The 19,685-nt window shown below is 45.8% G+C and carries 18 protein-coding genes; 4 read left to right on the top strand and 14 right to left on the bottom strand.

All coding sequences use genetic code 11. The features are described 5' to 3' along the window. Positions 1-99 precede the first annotated feature (99 nt). From B5G04_RS01580 to B5G04_RS01605, 6 genes are all read right to left on the bottom strand, one after another. Positions 100-2,643 (bottom strand): glycoside hydrolase family 9 protein, encoded by a 2,544-nt coding sequence (locus B5G04_RS01580; protein ID WP_204246984.1) that lies wholly within the window; start codon positions 2,641-2,643, stop codon positions 100-102. A gap of 125 nt (positions 2,644-2,768) precedes the next feature. Continuing rightward, positions 2,769-3,743 (bottom strand): glycosyltransferase family 2 protein, encoded by a 975-nt coding sequence (locus B5G04_RS01585; RefSeq protein WP_087395367.1) that lies wholly within the window; start codon positions 3,741-3,743, stop codon positions 2,769-2,771. Between the two features lie 4 nt (positions 3,744-3,747). Then, positions 3,748-4,125: a GtrA family protein gene (locus tag B5G04_RS01590; RefSeq protein ID WP_022038995.1), complete on the bottom strand. Its 378-nt coding sequence runs from the start codon at positions 4,123-4,125 to the stop codon at positions 3,748-3,750. Beyond that, on the bottom strand, positions 4,122-5,834 hold the full coding sequence (locus B5G04_RS01595) for a glycosyltransferase family 39 protein (protein WP_087395800.1): 1,713 nt from the start codon (positions 5,832-5,834) through the stop codon (positions 4,122-4,124). Before B5G04_RS01595 ends, B5G04_RS01590 begins: the two co-directional genes overlap by 4 nt. A gap of 5 nt (positions 5,835-5,839) precedes the next feature. After that, positions 5,840-6,556, bottom strand: coding sequence for a glycosyltransferase (locus B5G04_RS01600; RefSeq protein WP_087395802.1), 717 nt, complete (start codon positions 6,554-6,556; stop codon positions 5,840-5,842). 11 nt (positions 6,557-6,567) lie between these two features. Beyond that, positions 6,568-7,470, bottom strand: a complete 903-nt coding sequence (locus B5G04_RS01605; RefSeq protein ID WP_087395370.1) for a lysophospholipid acyltransferase family protein — start codon at positions 7,468-7,470, stop codon at positions 6,568-6,570. 262 nt (positions 7,471-7,732) lie between these two features. Between B5G04_RS01605 and B5G04_RS01610 the strand changes: the two genes are divergently transcribed. Next, a complete protein-coding gene (locus B5G04_RS01610) occupies positions 7,733-9,565 on the top strand; it encodes an ABC transporter ATP-binding protein (RefSeq protein ID WP_022038999.1) in 1,833 nt (610 codons plus the stop codon). A 326-nt stretch (positions 9,566-9,891) separates the two neighbouring features. Beyond that, a complete protein-coding gene (locus tag B5G04_RS01615) occupies positions 9,892-11,157 on the top strand; it encodes a glycosyltransferase family 4 protein (RefSeq protein WP_022039000.1) in 1,266 nt (421 codons plus the stop codon). A 166-nt stretch (positions 11,158-11,323) separates the two neighbouring features. Here the strand turns inward: B5G04_RS01615 and B5G04_RS01620 are convergent, their stop codons facing one another. From B5G04_RS01620 to B5G04_RS01650, 8 genes are all read right to left on the bottom strand, one after another. Further along, positions 11,324-12,022, bottom strand: coding sequence for a hypothetical protein (locus B5G04_RS01620; protein ID WP_087395373.1), 699 nt, complete (start codon positions 12,020-12,022; stop codon positions 11,324-11,326). Beyond that, positions 12,023-12,130 carry a glycosyltransferase family 2 protein gene (locus B5G04_RS20130; protein WP_143270409.1) on the bottom strand — a complete coding sequence of 36 codons (108 nt, stop codon included), beginning with the start codon at positions 12,128-12,130 and terminating at the stop codon, positions 12,023-12,025. Between the two features lies 1 nt (position 12,131). After that, complete coding sequence (locus B5G04_RS01625) at positions 12,132-13,013, bottom strand: beta-1,6-N-acetylglucosaminyltransferase (RefSeq protein ID WP_022039002.1); 882 nt, start codon at positions 13,011-13,013, stop codon at positions 12,132-12,134. Beyond that, entirely contained in the window at positions 13,013-13,915 is a 903-nt protein-coding gene (locus tag B5G04_RS01630) for a glycosyltransferase family 2 protein (protein WP_204246985.1), read from the bottom strand. Before B5G04_RS01630 ends, B5G04_RS01625 begins: the two co-directional genes overlap by 1 nt. A 13-nt stretch (positions 13,916-13,928) precedes the next feature. Next, positions 13,929-14,771, bottom strand: a complete 843-nt coding sequence (locus tag B5G04_RS01635; protein WP_087208004.1) for an alpha-1,2-fucosyltransferase — start codon at positions 14,769-14,771, stop codon at positions 13,929-13,931. 17 nt (positions 14,772-14,788) lie between these two features. After that, complete coding sequence (locus tag B5G04_RS01640; RefSeq protein ID WP_087395375.1) at positions 14,789-15,688, bottom strand: glycosyltransferase family 2 protein; 900 nt, start codon at positions 15,686-15,688, stop codon at positions 14,789-14,791. Continuing rightward, complete coding sequence (locus B5G04_RS01645) at positions 15,685-16,455, bottom strand: lipopolysaccharide kinase InaA family protein (protein ID WP_022039007.1); 771 nt, start codon at positions 16,453-16,455, stop codon at positions 15,685-15,687. Before B5G04_RS01645 ends, B5G04_RS01640 begins: the two co-directional genes overlap by 4 nt. Positions 16,456-16,543: 88 nt before the next feature. Further along, complete coding sequence (locus tag B5G04_RS01650; protein ID WP_022039008.1) at positions 16,544-17,260, bottom strand: hypothetical protein; 717 nt, start codon at positions 17,258-17,260, stop codon at positions 16,544-16,546. 268 nt (positions 17,261-17,528) lie between these two features. Here B5G04_RS01650 and mnmA point away from each other — a divergent pair, with 268 nt between their 5' ends. Together mnmA and B5G04_RS01660 are read left to right on the top strand one after the other, a co-directional pair. Then, a complete protein-coding gene (gene mnmA, locus B5G04_RS01655) occupies positions 17,529-18,662 on the top strand; it encodes a tRNA 2-thiouridine(34) synthase MnmA (protein WP_255395959.1) in 1,134 nt (377 codons plus the stop codon). 90 nt (positions 18,663-18,752) lie between these two features. Then, positions 18,753-19,652: a serine acetyltransferase gene (locus tag B5G04_RS01660; RefSeq protein ID WP_022039010.1), complete on the top strand. Its 900-nt coding sequence runs from the start codon at positions 18,753-18,755 to the stop codon at positions 19,650-19,652. The last annotated feature ends 33 nt before the right edge of the window (positions 19,653-19,685 follow it).

A 19,685-nucleotide genomic window follows, 5' to 3' on the forward strand; every position in this document is an offset into this window, starting at 1 on the left:
GAAAGCGCTATGATTTTACAAGTCACAGCACTTTCGCGTCTTTGCATTGATTATCATGAATACTACACCTCTATACAATCTACTTTCAAGACAGATTTTTTATTTTTTCTCCTCAACAATATGCTTGAAAGCCAAGCCAAAGATAATGTATTGCGTGTTGCCAGCAATAGTCCCCTCATTCTGCCCCCACAGGAAGGGCCAATCATCAAAGTTCTCAAAATGGTCGGGCTTACGGAAAAGCACTCCGGGAGCTACATTGCCTGGTATGAATGAGAAGTCGGCACGATTATTTCCATAAAAGACCAACTTCGGACGGGCAGCTCCTACTGCGGCAACAAATGAATAATTATGGTAAGGATGACAACCGAAGAGCCAATTAGCCGTCCGGTATACTTCATCTTTCGCCACGATGTCGGGATAATAAAGATGTGCAAAGCATACGGTAGTCCCAAAGCTAAGCAACGGACCGATTCCCGCCCAGTTGCCTGTACCGATAGGCACACCATACGGATTCTGCCGATCGAAATCTTGAATATACGTTGCATATTGCTCTACATAAGGACGTAACTGCTTGCGATAATCTTCATTCATATAAGGAATAGCATCAAGGGCTGTCTGAAGACTGAACCTCAAGTTCCGGTCTAATTCCTTCCATATCTCTTTTTCAAATACATCCAAATATTCCTTTTCCTGAGTAGCGATATAAAGCTGCAAATTGGTAGCAGCTATGCCACCCAGTCCTGTACGCGCATTGTTCCGCTTGGATTCGGTACGCTGGCTCAAAAGCTCTTCGGCTTCCTTCATCAGACGCTTCGATTGCTTCAGTGCCCGTGCAGCCAAACTATCATTATGCCCTTCTAAGGCATGGGCTGCTGCGGCAAACATGGTCGCAGCACGCATATCAAGCCGGGGATTACGTGTAGTAAAAGCCCACATATCATCGGGCGTGCCGCTCCGCTTCCCATCCGCAGATACTTCATAAGGCTTGAGTGAGGGATCATAATGCAATCCGTCAGTAATGGATGCGGCATCTCCCAAATGATGATAATTATCAAGTACCGAATTGGAAAGCGTAGAAGCCATGTGTCCTATCTGCTCTGCCTGCGCTACCAGATTCAATACACCGTGTTCGATGTACTGCAAGACATCAGGAGTGCCATCGGGACGATGCAAATCGACATAACGTTGTTTTTCGCTCACAAAGGTTTCATCACGCGATGGCTTGAAAAGCTCCCATGCACGAATCAAGTTTTCTACCACATTGATGTTCGCCCCTGTCTCGATATCGAAATCTCCTGCATCAAAGAACCCACCGACATTCAAACCCGGAATAAGTTCCAACGGCTTGTACTTGGTGTCGGTTGTAGGCCCTTGATAGTGTATATCGAAATGATCACTGGGAGGTGCCTGCAAATAACCTTCCTTGAACGGCTCCCCATGCCATACCCGATAGGCCTCATTCACAAACATATGGTTCATGTGAATAGGCACCCACACATCGGTAGTGGCATCGGTTATCTTATCGTACACATGCGGGTCAATCAAAAAATTGTTTGTTTTCACTGTATCATACTGGATATAGTAAATACCCGGAGCCTTCACATCCGAAAAATCGAACTTTACATAGTTGTATTTATAATAAGGTCCCCACGCATCTACCTTCCCTTCATAAGCTTTCGAGACAGTTCCGTCCTCATTGATACGCATCAACGAAGCGGTTGCTTTCGGCGAGTCATTCTTATCTAATTCGATGACACTTACTTTCGGCTGCCCGGGTGTATAACCTACCTGGCAAAATCCGATATTAGGCTTTCGAATCCATCCTTCAACGGCATGAGGCTCTACCATCCAGCTTACCACTTTACCCGTCTTCCCTCCCGGCAATATACTACGAAGCACAAACCAGCCATTCTGCGCCAACATGCGTCCGTCGTATAGCTTTAGTTCGGCATCGTTGCTGTGAATGCGAATCATACGTTCCGGGTCATCCATTGCCATTGTAATGCTGTGCCCCGTCTCAATAGGAAGAGGGTCTACGAAACATCCTGTACCGCGGTCATCATAAGTCTTGAATCCTTTAAACTGCCGAGGTTTCTCGCTATTGGGGCGGGCAACAGTCTGGCTGGTAGCATAACGCGGGAACCGATTCAAACGGCCATCCATCGTAAATGTCTTCAGCCAATATCTTGACGGAAGAAACTCCAGGTTCAACCCCGCATTGCCCACAAGCTTTTCGGGCACAGGCTTATCAAGCCATACAGCTATCTCTACCGCTTCACCTTTGGCTGTAACCACAATCCGGCTATCAAAATCATAGTCATCGTAGCGCAAGCCTACTTCAATGCTTCCTTGCTCACGGTCCACCTTCCGAAAAGTCATCTTTGGCACCAAGTCCCATTGCTCGGGAGTATTATTCAAGCGGACAGCCCCCCCTTGAATGGCGCGAATGCCATGCTGGATAATCTCAATGCCTGAATTTTTCTCATCGTTGAAACCACCATTAAAACTATTGCTGAATACCAATACGTTGACTCCTTGCCGCTCAAAATAACAACTGTCATTCAACGTCAGGTCTTGTGCCTGGGAAAAAGATGCCAGTACAAGACCTGCCGCCCAAAGTATATGTTTCTTGCTGTTCTTCACAATACAAATAGATTAAAGTTTTCTTTTTAGAGTCTGACAACAAACAAATGTTTAACTACAGGAGCTACATTTTTACAATATTAACAGTGTAGCCAGAACAAAGCATATACCACACGATAAAGACATTATCCACGTACACCTGCGTTAAGCTGTGTTTCATTTGATTTAAACGTGGTATGCTCGATGAAATAACGCGGACGTTGTTTTACTTCTTTGTATATCTTGCCCACATATTCGCCTATGATACCGCACGCCAACAGAATAGCTCCACCGATGAACCACACCGATACCAGAAGAGAAGTCCAGCCGGGCAAGGCACTGCCTTCGGCATACGAGCAGAGTCCGTAAAAAATGGCAAGTATGGCTATCAGCATAAAAAACAATCCCAGATAAGTGATGTAACGCAACGGACGCACCGAGAAAGACGTAATGCCATCGAGTGCAAAACTAATCATTTTCTTCAACGGATACTTCGACTCTCCGGCAAAACGCTCCTTGCGGTCGTAATAAACCAATGCCGAAGGAAAGCCCAGTGATGAAACCATACCCCGCAAAAACAAATTACGCTCCGGAAACGATACCAATGCCTGTAAGGTACGCCGGCTCATCAGACGAAAATCGGCATGATTATAAACGATGTCACCTCCCAATCCACGCATCAGCCGATAGAAAGCCAAAGCCGTATGCTTTTTGAAGAACGTATCGGTTTTCCGCTCGCGACGCACACCGTACACGATATCTATACCTTTATTATAATAATCCACCATTGTGCCGATGGCTTCTACATCGTCTTGCAGGTCGGCATCTATAGACACGGCAGCATCGGCATGTGCCGATGCCCATTCCAGCCCTGCCCACAAGGCATGCTGATGTCCCATATTGTGAGCCAGCTTCAATCCTTCCACATACGGATTCTCTTCGGCATACTTCTGTATCAGCCCCCACGTAGCATCCTTACTCCCGTCATCTACGTACAGAATCATCCCATGCCCGATGACCCCACGCTCTAATAAACCGTCGAGCACGCGTGAAAGCTGGTAAGTAGTTTCGGGCAATACTGCCTCCTCATTGTAACAAGGAACGATTATCACAAACTTCATAGCATTATCTTTTATGTTTGAAAACAAATCGAACTAACAGAAAATTGACCGGTATGGCAATAGCAAACACAGGTAATGGTGCCCATGCCTTCGAAATGCCAACATACAGAAAAATATTCAGCAACACGATGTGAAGCAAGTAATTGACGCCGTGTGCCACCCCCATCCCGAACAGCTTCTTCCACGAAGGCACCGAGGCAAAAGTGAAATAAGCCGTAGCATAGAAATTGGCAACAAACGACAGCACATACCCCACAGTATATGCCACATTGACATTGATAAACCGCTGTAACAGGTAATAGATGCCATAATGCAACGCCGTAGCCCCTACACCTACTATCCCGAAGCGGAAAATTTCACCATATAAATGCCTTTGCTTCATTGACCAACCTTCCTGAACTGATACAGTTGTACTACCTTATGGTCATCACAACTCCGGTGGCGACTGTCGTACACCTGCCTGATTTCGTATGCCGGATAAGCCTCGCGGAAAGCTTCCACATCCGATTCACCTACCACCAGATAACCCGCATCGGGCAAAAACACATCAAAAGGCACGATACGGTCGCCCAAATAAAAATTGATGGTAAACGGATGGGTACGATTGGCGGTATACACATCCGTGCGATACGAATACAACCTACCCTGCGGCACAACGGTTGCAATATGGTCGGCAACAGGCTTGTCCGACTTCACATTCAGCACCGTAGGCTGGTAAAAACCGTCCAAGGCAAAAAAGAGGGTGAAAACAATGCCCACTGTGGCATACAGCAAAGTCCATCCACTCTTCTTCCTCACCCGGAAGAAAATACCTACCGCCACCAGTGGCAACAACAGAACAATCCATTTCAACCCGATAGAAGTCTGCTCCAAGGCATGCATAAAGGCAATATTCTCTGCCGCATGCTTACCCGAAAATACCGTATCGGGCACCATACCGCAACGTACCGCCACAAATACCAGAAACAACAAAATAGACAAACCGCCCATAATACCTCCGAATGACACAAGAACACGGCGATGATGACGCACCAGATAAATCATGTATTCGGCAAGGAAATAGGCTATGAACGGATAAATGGGCAACAGATACACACTGCGCTTGCTCTTCGGTATACAATAGAACACAAAGATAATCGCAATGCTGAGCAACGAAAACAGGCGTGCATCGTCCATATTACGGACATACGTCTTAAGACGCGCCCACCATCCGGCAGGTTTTGCCTGAATGCGCCTGTAACGCAAACAGAACAAAGATATCAGTACCAGCAACGTGTAAGGCACATAACCCGCAAAGACAGTAATGAAATTATAATACCACGGATTGACATGCGAATCATACGACATCTTTCCCAAAAAGCGCAACACATTCTCTTCCAATACCAACTGAAGAAAGCGGTCGCCTCCCTGCCGGTAAGCAGCCACATACCAGCATGCCGGAAGCACGCACGAAAGCAACACAATGCCCAAAAAAGAAAAGAAGATGCGCCAGAAATTCATTCCCCTTATCCACAAGAACACCGCCACCACCAGGCAGGGCAACAACACACCTACCGGTCCTTTTGTGAGGAAAGCTCCACTCAGACAGAGCACACCCAGCCAGGGCACTCCTTTCAACCGTTTTTCGCCCCACCGGTATAACTGGTAAAGTGCCAGCACCATCAGTGCTGAAAGCACCATGTCCACCCGACAATTCGTACCGGCACGGTGCATCTCAAAGTTAGTAAGCGTGAGCAGTCCCATCAGAAAAGCCACTTCCGCCCCTCTGCGCCGGGCATAAAACCCGTACCCGGCAAGCACCATCACGGCAAGTGCCAATGCCGAAGGCATACGGGAAGTATATTCGGTCACCGCTCCGGTCACGGTAGAAAATGCAGCAATCATCCAGTGGAACAAAGGTGGCTTGAAAGCCAGCTCCACCCCATTGTTTATGGGAAGAATCCAATTTCCTTCCTTCAACATCGAAAGCGCCACTACTGCCTCACGTGGCTCACCACGTGTATTGAAAAACGCCTCTCCGATAAACAAGAAAAGCGAACAGATACACACCACAGCCAATATCCATACGTAATGACCTTGAATACGTTTCATTTCTTTCATCGTTTAAACAAATAATATCTTATTGCGTTACATATATGCTTGACGGCACGTTCCATCTTGCGTCCCAGCTTATGTGTCCGCCAACTTCCGTACAAACGATGTACTCCGAAAGCCTCCGGACTGTGATTATAATGGTTGCAAGGCGAAAGCCAAAACGTAGGATACACGGTCAGCCCTTCCAGATGTTGCTCCTCTTCCCTGCATACATAACCACGCTTCATAGCTATTTCTTTCATAATCATCGGCGAAATGGTCTGGTCGAACGAACCATCGGGATGTACAAAATCATGCGTACGGTAATATTCGAACACTTCCTTGCAGAAGCTGTTCCCTTTTTCGCCTATAAAGAATGCCGCCTGCAGCCCGAAGTCATCCGGTTGCTCCATCCAACATTCATTGAAGGTGGTACATCCCTCCCCTTCTTTGGGCACAAAGCGGTCGAAACGCTTACGCAAGAAGATATCGCTATCCATGTACACCCCCCCTTCGTGATACACCGCGTAAAAGCGTACGCCATCTGCGGCAAAAGCCCATTTTTTCATCGAAAGTGCCTGGTCGATAAAACGGCATCCGATAGCCCGGGCATCTTCATACGTCCATACCCGTATCTGATAATCAGGGAGCAACCGTTTCCAACTGGCAATACATACTTTCACTTCCAGCGGATATGCCCTGTCTCCGAACCAGCACAAATGAATGATTTTAGGAACCATAGTCTTTTCTTTTATTTCCAATTACCTTTCAGCCATTCCTCTTTCGTACGTTTCCAGCGGTTGTGGCTCCAGAGCCAATAGGCAGGAGCTTCCTTAATCTGCTTTTCCAAACACTCGGAATACATATCTGTCAGGCGGTATTGCGGCAAGTCGTTGGGATGCAGGGTCAGAAGTTTCAGCTCAGCATGATAATAGCCACGCTTCACCCTACGGATATCCAGATAATAAACAGCAGCATCCAGCTTCCTGCCGATACGTTCCGTACCCATAAAGAAAGCAGTATCATGATTCAGAAACGTCGTCCAATGTTCCATAGCCCACCAACTAGGTGCCTGATCGGCTATAAACCCTATCATCACTTTCTTTTCTCCCTTCCCTAATTTGATAATACGGCGCAAGGTTTCTTTCATCGGAATATTGTCGCCCCCGAACTGCCCGCGGAGCCGTAAGAACAGTTGGTCGAACGCTTTGTTATAAAGCGGATGGTAAATCTGTCCGCAATGTATATCCGGAAGCCAGTATTGCATGGAGGCCACGTACTCCCAGTTGCAATAATGCCCTAAATATATGAAACAATACTTCTTTTGTTCCCGTTCCAGTTCCTCTTGCACCCGGTCGAGTCCCGAAAAAGACATCCGCCGCATCATCTCTTTCTTCGATATAGAAAACAACTTAATGGTTTCTACCACATAATCGCAGAAGAAATGATAGAACTGCTTTTCAATACGGAGAATTTCCGGCTCACTCTTCTCCGGAAACGACGCCTTCAGGTTGCGGTGGACAATGTGCCTCCGGTAGCGGATACAATAAAACAAGGGCAGATACAAAATATCAGACACGACATACAGCACCCTCAAAGGGAGCAACGAAAGCACGTACCACGAGGCAAAGACTATATAATATACAAATTTCATTCCATCATTGGCTTTGGTTGTTCAATTCAATGCACAAAAATACAAATATTACCCTAAAGCAACTTGTTTCAAGAAAGAAAAAATGACAAAAGCATGAATTTATAGCCTACTTTCCGATAAAAGGCTTCGTTTTATGTCCTCGCATAGGACAGGATCCTGCCGAAAAGCCGCAAATGGGATTTTACTCCAAAATTTTGCTTCAAGCATATTGAATTACGGGAAATAACACTATCTTTGCAATTCACAAACAATCCGTTCCTTTATGAAAGAGTTTTTCCAGATGATGCGGCGGTTCATCTCGCCTTATAAAAGATATGTGGCTGGTGCGGTGATGCTGAACATCCTTTCCGCTATCTTCAACGTGTTTTCTTTCTCCCTGCTTATCCCGATACTGAATATCTTGTTCAAGACGGGGGGAAGCGGCCAGGAGTATCACTTCATGCCGTGGGGAAGTGCTGACATCAAGGACGTGGCGGTCAACAACTTCTATTACTACGCCTCCCAACTGATTGAAACATTCGGTCCTTCGACCACCCTCCTGTGGCTGGGATTGTTCCTCGCCGGAATGACCTTGCTGAAGACTGCATGCTACTTCGGCTCTACAGCTGTGATGGTTCCTTTGCGCACAGGCGTAGTGCGTGACATCCGTATCCTGGTATATACCAAAGTAATGCACCTGCCTCTCAGTTTCCTTTCCGATGAGCGAAAGGGAGACATCATCGCTCGCATGAGCGGCGATGTAGGCGAAATCGAGAACTCCATCACCAGCTCGCTCGACATGCTGCTGAAGAATCCGATACTTATCGTTTCCTATTTCGCCACCCTGCTGGTTACCAGCTGGCAACTTACACTCTTTACCATCATTGTGCTTCCGGCAATGGGTTGGGTAATGGGGCGGGTAGGCCGCAAGCTGAAACGCCAGTCGCTGGATGCCCAGAATAAATGGAGCGAAACGATGTCGCAACTGGAAGAGACACTGGGCGGAATGCGCATCATCAAGGCATTTATAGCCGAAGACAAGATGATAAACCGCTTCGTGAAATGCAGCAATGAGTTCCGGGACGCCACCAGCCGCGTAGCCATGCGCCAGAGCCTTGCCCATCCGATGAGCGAATTTCTGGGCACGGTACTCATCGTGCTGGTGCTGTGGTTCGGCGGAACGCTTATCCTGAGCGATACCTCACCTATTGACGCACCCACGTTCATCTTCTACATGGTCATCCTATACAGCATCATCAATCCACTGAAAGACTTTTCGAAAGCGAGCTACAACATTCCGAAGGGACTTGCCTCGATGGAGCGTGTGGACAAGATACTGAAGGCAGAAAACCCTATCAAAGAACGTCCCGATGCCGAACCTATCAGCGAACTGAATGACGGGCTGGAGTTCCGCCACATCTCGTTCAGCTATGGCACCCATGAAGTGCTTCACGACGTAAGCCTCAGCGTGAAAAAAGGCGAGACCATTGCACTTGTAGGACAAAGTGGTTCCGGCAAATCGACACTGGTCGACCTCGTACCCCGTTTCCACGATGTCCAGTCGGGCGAAATACTGATAGACGGAAAGAACATCAAAGGACTGAAAGTGAAAGACCTGCGAAGCCTGATAGGCAACGTAAACCAGGAAGCCATCTTGTTCAACGACAGTTTCTACAACAACATTACTTTCGGGGTAGACAACGCCACAATGGAAGAGGTGATAGCCGCCGCCAAGGTGGCAAACGCCCACGAATTCATCATGGAGAGCGAGCAAGGTTATGATACCAACATCGGAGACCGCGGATGCAAACTTTCGGGAGGGCAGCGCCAACGCATCTCTATCGCCCGCGCCATTCTGAAAAACCCTGCTATCCTGATACTGGACGAAGCAACATCAGCACTTGATACCGAAAGCGAACGCCTGGTGCAAGAGGCTCTGGAACGGCTGATGAAGACCCGCACGACAATCGCCATCGCCCATCGTCTCTCTACCATCAAGAACGCCGACCGCATCTACGTGCTCTACGAAGGCCGCATTGTGGAATGCGGCAAGCATGAGGAACTGCTCCAGAAAAACGGCTATTACAAGCGGCTGAACGACATGCAGGCGTTGTAAAAGGAAACAATTCTATATGGGCTACCTGCTAAGAAGAGTTACGGGAAGAATTACATACAAGTAATCTCAATTGGATATTGAATGCAAAATAATCACATCCGGATGCAGTTTTTTTCAAACCCATACATTATAAAAATAAAAGTATTCATTTTAAGTAAGTAAGTAATCAAAATTAAATGATATTATCTTTGAGGAGTTAAGAAGTTAAACCAATATCTATGTGTATACGGCTCTTTGACTTACTATCGGTTAACTCCTAACGGAGTAAAGCGGAGTGATCACCCCTTAACTCCTATAATATAAACTAAATATCAATATCGACTTATATGAAAAAGAAAATAGCATTTGTCGTTGTACGATATGGTTTAGACGTAAACGGGGGAGCAGAATTGCATTGCCGGATGTTAGCGGAAAGATTGGTAGCAAACTATCAAGTAGAAGTCTTGACCACATGCATTCATAGCTACAGCAATCCTACCAATGACTACCCAGAAGGAGAAGAAACAATAAACGGCGTAACCGTACGCCGCTTTAAGACCGACCCCGTCCATATCAAACGGAAATTCCCATTGTGTAACTCACGAATCATCCGTGACATCAGAAGGCTATTGTACAGATTATCGCTTTTAAAGCCAATAGCCAACTATCTACCTATATGGAACATACAAAAGAAGGATGAATTACGGATTTTCCGCAAAAACTTATTCTATTCTTCTTCGTTGTTTTCATATATCCAGTCGCACAAAAACGATTATGATGTATTTATTCCATTGACCATCGATTATCCGGAGACCTATTATACAGCCCTTTATGCTCCAGAAAAGACTTTGGTCATTCCCACCATGCATGAACACAAAAACGCTTTCCGCCCGATACTGACCGAAGTATTTACCAGGGTGGCTTACATTGGTTTCAACATGGAAAGTGAGATGAAATTGGCTGAGAATATCTTTGGCTCTGCAATGTCCCCTCACGGCGTTATCAGCGTAGGCATTAACATTGCCTCTAAGGCAGACTGGGAAGAGACGCAAACAAAATACCGATTGCCCGAAGAATACCTGTTGTACGTAGGCAGGATTGACCCAGGAAAACTTGACAACATTTTCAATTATTTCCTAACATACAAAGCCAAATACAAACAATCCAAGTTGAAGCTGGTATTAGTGGGAAGCAAATTCTTTGATGCTGCACAACATCCCGACATCATTTATACAGGCTTTGTCAATGATAACGAAAAAATCACCATTATCCAACACGCAAAGATTGTCTTGAATCCTTCAAGATATGAAAGCTTATCCCTTATCCTATTGGAAGCACTAAGCCTCGGCAAGGCAATGATGGCAAACGGGAAATGCAACGTGATGAAAGAACACGAAGAAAAAAGCAATCACGCAATCATTATTTACCGTAATAAAAAAGATTTCATCAAACAACTTTACACATTGGACTTTAACAATGCATTAAGAAAAGAAATGGAAGGGAAAGGCATCTCTTATGTACAACAAAACTATAATTGGAGTTTAATCATACAAAGATTAAATCAACAGATTGAATACATCAATAACACAAAACAAAAATCAGGAAAGAGTTAGAAATAGTTTCTTAAAAAACCACCGATCCTCTTAACATGACGTTTCTGTATACACAAGAACAAATCAATCCAATAATAAAGGAACAAACACTTATTCGAACTTAAATGTTCGAATAAGTGCAATAATTTTCCCAATGTCTTAAATGAATAATCCGGATACAAAGCCTTTATGTCCCGAAGTGCCAACTTTCTCTCTTCTCGCCTTGAGAGAGGATTCTTCTGAGAATTCCTAATAAAAAAGCATTCAACCAATTACAAAAAGCAATGGTGGCCTTCGCTTTTCTATATTTGATTTCTATTGAAACATTCCTATCCGAAGATATATTCTTTCCGCTATCTCGCCATAGCACTTTAACCAAAGGAATGGTGTATATCCCTTTATCTTGAGCACAGGACATAACAGTCGCATTATCTGAACGAAAAGCCAAATCAAATCCAACAAAACCTTTACACAAACGGAAATGACGAGTATTGAAAATAAACTCAGGCATCCGTGCATCTATTTGAGAAGTATACAGTAATTTAAAAAAATCGATAGAAGAAAGCCTTTCAGGATAATCAGGGCACTTACGAATAAGGTTACCATATTCATCAATGATATGGATATTGAAATGATACACATCAAACAAAAGAGAAGTTTCTAAAGACTGATAGAAAGCCTCCACACAACGGGATTCCATCACATCATCATCCGAGAACAAACAGAAATATTCCTCTTCTTGCAACAAATCAAGACATCTATTCCAATGAGCAATCAAATTAGTCTTGCCCAAATTATTAGAAAAACGCGTATAGGAAACAGACAATTTATCTTGAAAACTATCAACAATTTTGCCTAAATCAAAAGGGCTACAATCATCTCCCACTTACACATTAAAATCCATATTTGTTTGATTAGCCAAAGACTCTAAAGTTTCAGCTAAAAATTCTTCTTTGTATGCAGGGATAATAATTGCCAACTTAACTTGTTTCATATCAATAATTTGAAAATCGGGTAAACATTACTTTTCCTGACGTTATTGAAAATTTCCGTGCGAACAAATAAGGGGAAGCAAGCAATTCGTCCACATCAATTTCTCGCCAGACATACGGATTACCTCGCTCCCAGTCGATGTACCTCATCGAACCGATAAGAGCATTCTCCTTATTATATATAGAGTCCCGAAAGGGTGAGTTCCACAACACAGTCTGAATAAAAATCTCATCCGGGCACAAGGTATGACGAAATGTGTGAAACACATTTTCTTTCTGAGACAACAAGCAAGCACAAAAGTCTTGCGTAATGCTCACCCAGTTAAAACCTTTTTGGAAAACAATGTTTCCTTGGTTCCGCTTATAATGAGTTACTTTCTGCAATGCCAGAAATATATTCCGGCACAAGGCGCATACACTATGAACCATAACGTTTCCTCCTTTAAAGTAACGGGTAAAAAGATAATACCGATAAACTTTCCGGTCCAAATCGCGCTTATGAGCTTTATTCATCCAAAAACCTACAAACTCTTTTCCTTGGTTCTTCCGAAAGAAAGCATGAATATAGTCTTGCGACTTGATAGGCAAGTCCACACCCGATAACAGATGATAATAAGCGTATGGACCTTGGGAAAAAGCACGCTCGAAAAGCATATATTCCACCTTCACTTGCGATATATCGCCCCAATAAACCGCTATCGGATGTTCTAAAACAATCAAATCACTATAGTTAGGGGTATAACCCTTAATGGATTCGTACAACGAACGGGCACGCCGGTCAATATGCACGAAAATATCATTCCGTACATCATCCAGCATATCCAAAAGCATCTTCAATACTTCCGGTTCGTTATGGGCAATAATCAAATAAGCATGCTTGTCCATTACATCTTTTCCTCGAAAAACCTGCAAATCGTATCATCCTCATATACATATCCGTCTGTTTGCAGGCGGTCGAATACGTGGGTACCGATAACACGGTCGTATTCTTCTTCCAACTTGCCCTCCTTATACAAACGATAAAAATAACGCCAGTGCCGGCCTCCGTGCCGCCCTTTGTGTTGCTCCAACTGCTTGCCTCCATTTATCATCTTTTCCAGGAATTGTTGCTTGCCCCTTATATTATAATGGTACACGCGTATATCGGTGTCCGCCGAACGTTTAGGCAACATCGTCACCTTGTGGTTCCCCATCGAAATCTGTATGTATCCGGCTGCCCGATGTACCACTTTCTTGTTCTGACGCTCGAAAAGAGAATAGAGTGACAGACCATAATGTTCCAGGTCGGGTACATATTTTACCGCCTTGTCCCATTGCCAGAAGGGTTTGTCTTCTTCAGGATAAAGGCTTCGCATCTCACAATTCAGCACATTGGCGCCCGTACGGCTCAGTTCATCCTTCAGGTTTCCCGAAGGAGCATACCATAACTCATCCGCATCGGCATTGATAATCCAGTCGGCACCGTATCGGGTCTTGGCTTTCCATATCATACGGTCTACCCATGCTTTTTGCTCATAATTGGTAGCTGTTTCCTGTATCACTTCCTTCACCCATCCCATTTGCCGGTATTTTTCGATAATCTCCGGTGTGCGGTCGGTGGAATTGTTATCAGTAATGATAAAGCCATCTACCCCCATCGCCTTGTGAAAGCGCAGATTCTCTTCCAGCATACCTTCCTCGTTCTTCACCAAAAGGGTCATAATCAACCGTGGAGAAGAAATGCGGCGGAACGTCTTGAAGATTTCCACCAATGCATAACCTATCTTCCGCATCATATACATACGCATGTCCTCACTCCTTTTATTTAATAGATACTCTCAACCACTCCGCCGGAACAATCTCCCGGCTATCGGCATCGCGTGTCCAGCGTTCGGGAGCAATGACTATTTTACCGTTGCGCGGATTCAACCACGCTCCCCACCAGCTGAACGTGCTATTGCAGATGATGTGATGCCGGCACCGGCTCATCAGCATCATGTCCTGCCAGCTGTCCTCTCCTTTGTTCCAGTCGATATACACCGCATCGGGCAAATCCAGATTCTCCTTCACCCAGGCAAGGTCATCCGAAAAGACATAATAACGGGGACGCTCCACCCGTTTGCCCATTTCTTCCAAAGCATTCCGATAATATGAAAGCTGGCAAATGCACCCGATGGCTTCCCAATGCTTGGGTTGGAGGTAATCGCCCCGGCGCACGTGCAAAGATACGGCATGTTCATCCTTATCTATCTGCTCACGCATCCGAAGGCTTTGCCCGTTAGCCTGCTTTAAGTCGAACGTAAATGCCTGACGCACTTCGTCCTTGATATCGGCAAAATATTTCTCCGACTGGTAAAAGCCCTTGAAATAGATAAGCGGCCACAAGTAACTGCGTGTATACGGACGCATCGAGCCGTGCTGTTTACGTTCAAGGATGGTCTTGAAAAACAAAAACTCGATGACTTTCTTCAACACCTGGTTCATACAGATTTCTACACAGGGCAGGCCGAATACCCGATGCATCTCGTAACCGTAATGCACATGATAGTGCATCATATCTGTCAAGTCGATATAAACCCGCGGAAAGCGCTTCTTCATCTGCAAATAACATGCATAGATGAACATCTGATTCCCTAAACCACCTGTAACTTTTATCAATCTCATAACACATTGTTCTTTTCTTATTTCATCATTCCCAACCGCTCATTCACTCCGTCCAGATAAGCTTTCCAGAACCTGCCGATGTCGCTCAGGCGATATGCATCGCTGAACGGACACGTAAACAAAGCTATCAGAATATAGCCTATCACCCCGTTGAAACCGCGCAGATACCTTACAGCCCAGTTCTTCCCATAATGATGGTTCAAGTATGCGGAGTTGCGCACTTGATAGAAACGTTTCCATTTCTTTTTCTTATTGCGCTCCACCCACGTGTCTTTCGAAAAGAACTTTTCCTTGTCCATCAGCGCTTCGGGAACATACATTATCTTATAACCCGCCTGCACGGTACGGATGCAATAGTCGGTATCATCACAAAAGATAAAAAGCTCTTTCTTGGGCAAACCGATTTTCTCTACCACTTCCCTACGGATAAAAGGACCTTCGAACGCCGTTCCACAAATCTCCGTAGGCGCGTCGACCTGCATCTTCGAGAGCTTCCCTTTATAAAGGGAGGCGAAAGGACATGTCAAATCGAGTGCCTGGAAATCGTTCGTATACACCTTGCCTTCCATCAGACGGCGCGGTGCGAGCATACCCACATCGCTCCGGCCGACATGACGCAAAAGATTCTCCAGACAATCGGGTCGGGGAAACACATCATCGTCCATGCACCATATCCAGTCGGCATCCAGCCGGCAAGCCTCACGAATGCCCGTATAAAAACCTCCCGAACCGCCCACGTTTGCCTGATTGACCACATGCAGCCCCGGCTCTGAAGCCAGCCATGCGGTAGTACCATCGGTGCTCCCGTTGTTGACCACAACGATAGCATCAAGCGGCCGGTTCGCCCGCAAGCAAGCGATATTGCGCTTCAACAATTCCAGTCGGTTGTATGTAACTACTACGGCTATGATTTTCATATCTTTTCCTTATAATGCTTCAAAGCTTCGATTTCTTTTTCTTCCTTGCCCGGCTGGGTACTCCGGTACGCCACCATCAGGCGATAACATTCTCCGGCATCGAATCCGCGTGCCTTGGCATACTCCTCGGCAATAATCCGGTGCATGGCAGGAGTGGCAGGCAAACGCTCCAGATTTTTACATCCGGCCTTCATGTCCAGCGGTCCGATGGCAAGGCGGTTCAGGTCGACAATATCCAGCCTGATGCCTTCGGGCGTCTTCTCGAACAGGATATTGGCACGCCCGTAATCCTTATGGGCATATCCGTGATTATGCAGAAGCGCCGTCACCCGTCCCACGGCACGCAACACCTCTTCCTCGTAATCGAAATGCCGGTGAAACAGGTCTTCATACCGGTAAGGACAAGTAGAGGCAAGGGTTACGTAATAACTCCGGTCGAAAAGCAATCCCTTCCGGATATTCATATAGCCTACAGGCTGAGGAGTGCCCACGCCTATCTGCTGAAACAGGAGAGCATGGTCGTATGAACGTTTCGCCTTCGAAGGCCGCAACACCCCGTAAACAAAGCGATTGACCAGGTTCGGCCTGCGGAAAGCCTTCACCACATAATCTGCCCCCTGATACGTAATCCGCCTCAACTGGTTTCGTCCGTTATGAATAACTACACCCTCATCGTGCAAAAAACGGTCGGGCAAACTTATCATAAAATCTTCCAGACCGGCAAAGTCCGGATGAAGTACCAAGGTCTGATGATTGAACAAGCTCATATACTGACAAACGAATATAATTCCTATACCTGATTCATATATATGCCATCGCACATGCATATAGCTGCGCAGGCACATGCATATAGTCTCAAATCTTATCCAGCCCCTTGGTGAACTTCAACCAATAATACTTCAACGGATTGGTATATTTCAGTTTCTTCCATGGACGGCTTCCGTGCGGACGGTGCACAACAGGCAGCGAAGTGAAGAGATAATTGGTAAATCCATCCTTCAATGCCTGATGCGAAATGGTGACATCGAACCAATTCTTGCTGGCATCCAGCTGATGGAAATCATACTTCCGCAAGAAATCGGTACAGAGCAGGGAGCAACAGAAGCTCAGATGCTTCTTTTCCGCAATGACACGATTCTCCTGTCCCTGTGCATACAGGTACGGATAATTTATCACCCCGCTATCGTCTACCGTGACCGAAGCGGCAATACCGCATCCTGGACGTTGCAAAGCCCCATCGAACAAGCCCTGCAGGGTATCCCGCCTCACCACTACGTCCGACTCTACTATCAGCAGACCGGCATCAGCCTCAATGGCACGTGCCTGTGCCATCTGCAACACCAGCAAATAATTGGGAGAGGGATGCGAAGTTACCTCCGACAGATTCACCAACTCGAAGCCATACCGCTCTGATGCTTCCTGCAAACGGAGCGTATTCTCAGGCGTACTGAAATCATTATACACAGTATAGGTAAAAGGAACACTTGTTTCCGATTCCATAATCGCCTGTATTGTTTCAAGCGTCGAATCAATGGAATCCTTTACGGGAGTTATCACATGCAAACACTTCATAGGGCTGAATATCTTTTCATTCTACCATAATAAATACAAAGCTAAGGAATCTTTTCGACATAGACCAGCTTTCCACCGAAAATTATATTTCAACGCCATACATCAGCATTCGTTTCAACACACATGTCCTTACCGGCAAAGCCCTATTTGTTAATGAACGTATAATACGAAGCTATATTCTTAAATCGTGTTATAAAACATATTATTTTAGCACATACACTTGCATATTCCAGAAAAGTCCGTACCTTTGCATCGTGTTTTTCATAGTATTAGATTTAAGGTTAACAAAGGTTGGAGTACAGCGGTACTCCTTTTTTTATGTCCGTATGTCATGAGAGCAAAACAGAACAAGCGTGTATTATTAGGAATGAGTGGTGGAACCGACAGTTCGGTAGCAGCCATTATCTTACAGGATGCCGGATACGAAGTAACCGGTATCACGTTCCGCTTTTACGAAAAAGATGCTCATACCGAATATCTGGACGATGCCGCTGAACTCTGCACACGACTACACATCCCACACCTCGTTTATGATGCCCGCGAAATCTTCCAGCAACGAATAATCACTTATTTCATCAACGAATATTTGAAAGGACGCACCCCCGTGCCCTGCACTCTTTGCAACAATCTTCTGAAATGGCCGCTCTTACAACAAGTTGCCGATGAACAAGACATCTATCATATCGCCACAGGACACTATGTACAAAAGGTCCTACACAACGGACGCTGGCATATCTCTGCCGGCTCTGACCCAGACAAAGACCAATCATTTTTCCTTTGGGGATTGTCGCAAGAAACGTTGCAACGAATGCTTTTGCCCATGGGTAACCTTACCAAAAAAGAAGTGCGCGCACTAGCTGCCGAACGGGGATTCACAAAAATGGCTCACAAACGTGATAGTCAGGGGGTCTGTTTTTGTCCCGGAGATTACCGCACTTTCTTACGCGAACATACAGAAACTGGAAAAATCGTACCCGGCATCTTTTACAACGAAGCCGGCATCCCCATCGGGACACACGAAGGATATCCTTTTTATACCATCGGACAACGCCGCAGACTGGGTATTTATCAGAACCAGGCATTATTCGTCAAACAAATCATTCCCGAAACAAATGCAGTCATCATCTGCAACCGCTTGCAGGCACTGGAACATAACGGCATGTACCTCTCACACTGGTACTTGGCATGCCCCGATGAAATCATTGGAAGCAATGATGAAATTATCGTAAAAATACGCTACCGCAAACAAGCCAACCGTTGTAAGGTTACACTTACCGCCGACAACCGTTTGCATGTCTGCCTGCACGAACCGTTGGCGTCCATTGCCTGCGGACAAGCGGCGGTATTCTATCGAGACAACATTGTACTGGGTGGAGGAATTATCGATGCCGTAGTTGAATAAATTGTTTTTCCATGTCTTTACAACTTTCTGTTTCAATCAATCAATATTTTTTGTACATTTGCTCGCATACAAATTAAAACACTTAGCATGATGATACCCGATTACACTCCTATCCTCAACAAAACGGTCAATGAATTGTCCGACCCTGCCTCCTATGAAGGACTGTTCCATCAATACAAAGACGGTGAACTCCTCCCCTCTGCCAAATCACTCAGGCGCATCGTAGAACTGTCACGTGAAATTCTTTTTCCTGGCTACTTCGGCAACTCTACCATACACAGACGCACCCTCAACTATCACATCGGTGTAGATGTAGAAGAACTGTTCCGCCTGCTTACCGAACAGGTGGAGGCAGGATTCTGTTTCGGCATCGAGAATGCACTTTCCGACGAATCTCCGGAAGAATGCCTGTGCCATACTACAGCCTCAAACATTGCTGCCCAGTTCATCAGTCGCCTGCCGCTAATACGCCACACTCTAGCCACAGATGTAGAAGCGGCTTACTACGGCGACCCTGCCGCTACCTGCTTCGGTGAAATCATCTGTTGCTATCCCATTATCCGTGCCATCACCAATTACCGTATAGCCCACGAACTCTACACACTAGGCGTGCCACTCATTCCACGTATCATCACCGAAATGGCCCACTCGGAAACGGGTATCGATATCCATCCGGGAGCAAAGATAGGTGATCACTTCACCATCGACCACGGTACAGGCGTGGTTATCGGCGCCACATGCATCATTGGCAATCATGTCAAGCTTTATCAAGGAGTGACACTAGGAGCAAAAAGCTTCCCGCTTGACGAACATGGAAATCCCATCAAAGGTATCCCCCGCCATCCAATTCTGGAGGATGATGTAATTGTCTATTCGAATGCCACCATCCTGGGACGCATCACCATCGGGCGCGGAGCTACCATTGGAGGAAATATCTGGGTAACCGAAAGTGTTCCGGCTGGAGCACGCATCGTACAGCGGAAAAGCTGAGTCATTTCACCACAGATAGCTCAGATTTTCATA

This window comes from Bacteroides sp. An51A (assembly GCF_002161565.1).
In the GTDB taxonomy this organism is placed as follows: Bacteria; Bacteroidota; Bacteroidia; order Bacteroidales; family Bacteroidaceae; genus Phocaeicola; species Phocaeicola intestinalis.

Bases quoted from the DNA above. Each gene is read 5' to 3' on its own strand.
- B5G04_RS01605 (WP_087395370.1), bottom strand. From the start codon at position 7,470: ATGAAATTTGTATATTATATAGTCTTTGCCTCGTGGTACGTGCTTTCG.
- B5G04_RS01600 (WP_087395802.1), bottom strand. From the start codon at position 6,556: ATGGTTCCTAAAATCATTCATTTGTGCTGGTTCGGAGACAGGGCATAT.
- B5G04_RS01610 (WP_022038999.1), top strand. From the start codon at position 7,733: ATGAAAGAGTTTTTCCAGATGATGCGGCGGTTCATCTCGCCTTATAAA.
- B5G04_RS01625 (WP_022039002.1), bottom strand. From the start codon at position 13,013: ATGGACAAGCATGCTTATTTGATTATTGCCCATAACGAACCGGAAGTA.
- B5G04_RS01590 (WP_022038995.1), bottom strand. From the start codon at position 4,125: ATGAAGCAAAGGCATTTATATGGTGAAATTTTCCGCTTCGGGATAGTA.
- B5G04_RS01645 (WP_022039007.1), bottom strand. From the start codon at position 16,455: ATGAGCTTGTTCAATCATCAGACCTTGGTACTTCATCCGGACTTTGCC.
- B5G04_RS01660 (WP_022039010.1), top strand. From the start codon at position 18,753: ATGATACCCGATTACACTCCTATCCTCAACAAAACGGTCAATGAATTG.
- B5G04_RS01650 (WP_022039008.1), bottom strand. From the start codon at position 17,260: ATGAAGTGTTTGCATGTGATAACTCCCGTAAAGGATTCCATTGATTCG.
- B5G04_RS01615 (WP_022039000.1), top strand. From the start codon at position 9,892: ATGAAAAAGAAAATAGCATTTGTCGTTGTACGATATGGTTTAGACGTA.
- B5G04_RS01585 (WP_087395367.1), bottom strand. From the start codon at position 3,743: ATGAAGTTTGTGATAATCGTTCCTTGTTACAATGAGGAGGCAGTATTG.
- B5G04_RS01595 (WP_087395800.1), bottom strand. From the start codon at position 5,834: ATGAAACGTATTCAAGGTCATTACGTATGGATATTGGCTGTGGTGTGT.
- B5G04_RS01630 (WP_204246985.1), bottom strand. From the start codon at position 13,915: ATGCGTATGTATATGATGCGGAAGATAGGTTATGCATTGGTGGAAATC.
- B5G04_RS20130 (WP_143270409.1), bottom strand. From the start codon at position 12,130: ATGAAACAAGTTAAGTTGGCAATTATTATCCCTGCATACAAAGAAGAA.
- B5G04_RS01635 (WP_087208004.1), bottom strand. From the start codon at position 14,771: ATGAGATTGATAAAAGTTACAGGTGGTTTAGGGAATCAGATGTTCATC.
- B5G04_RS01640 (WP_087395375.1), bottom strand. From the start codon at position 15,688: ATGAAAATCATAGCCGTAGTAGTTACATACAACCGACTGGAATTGTTG.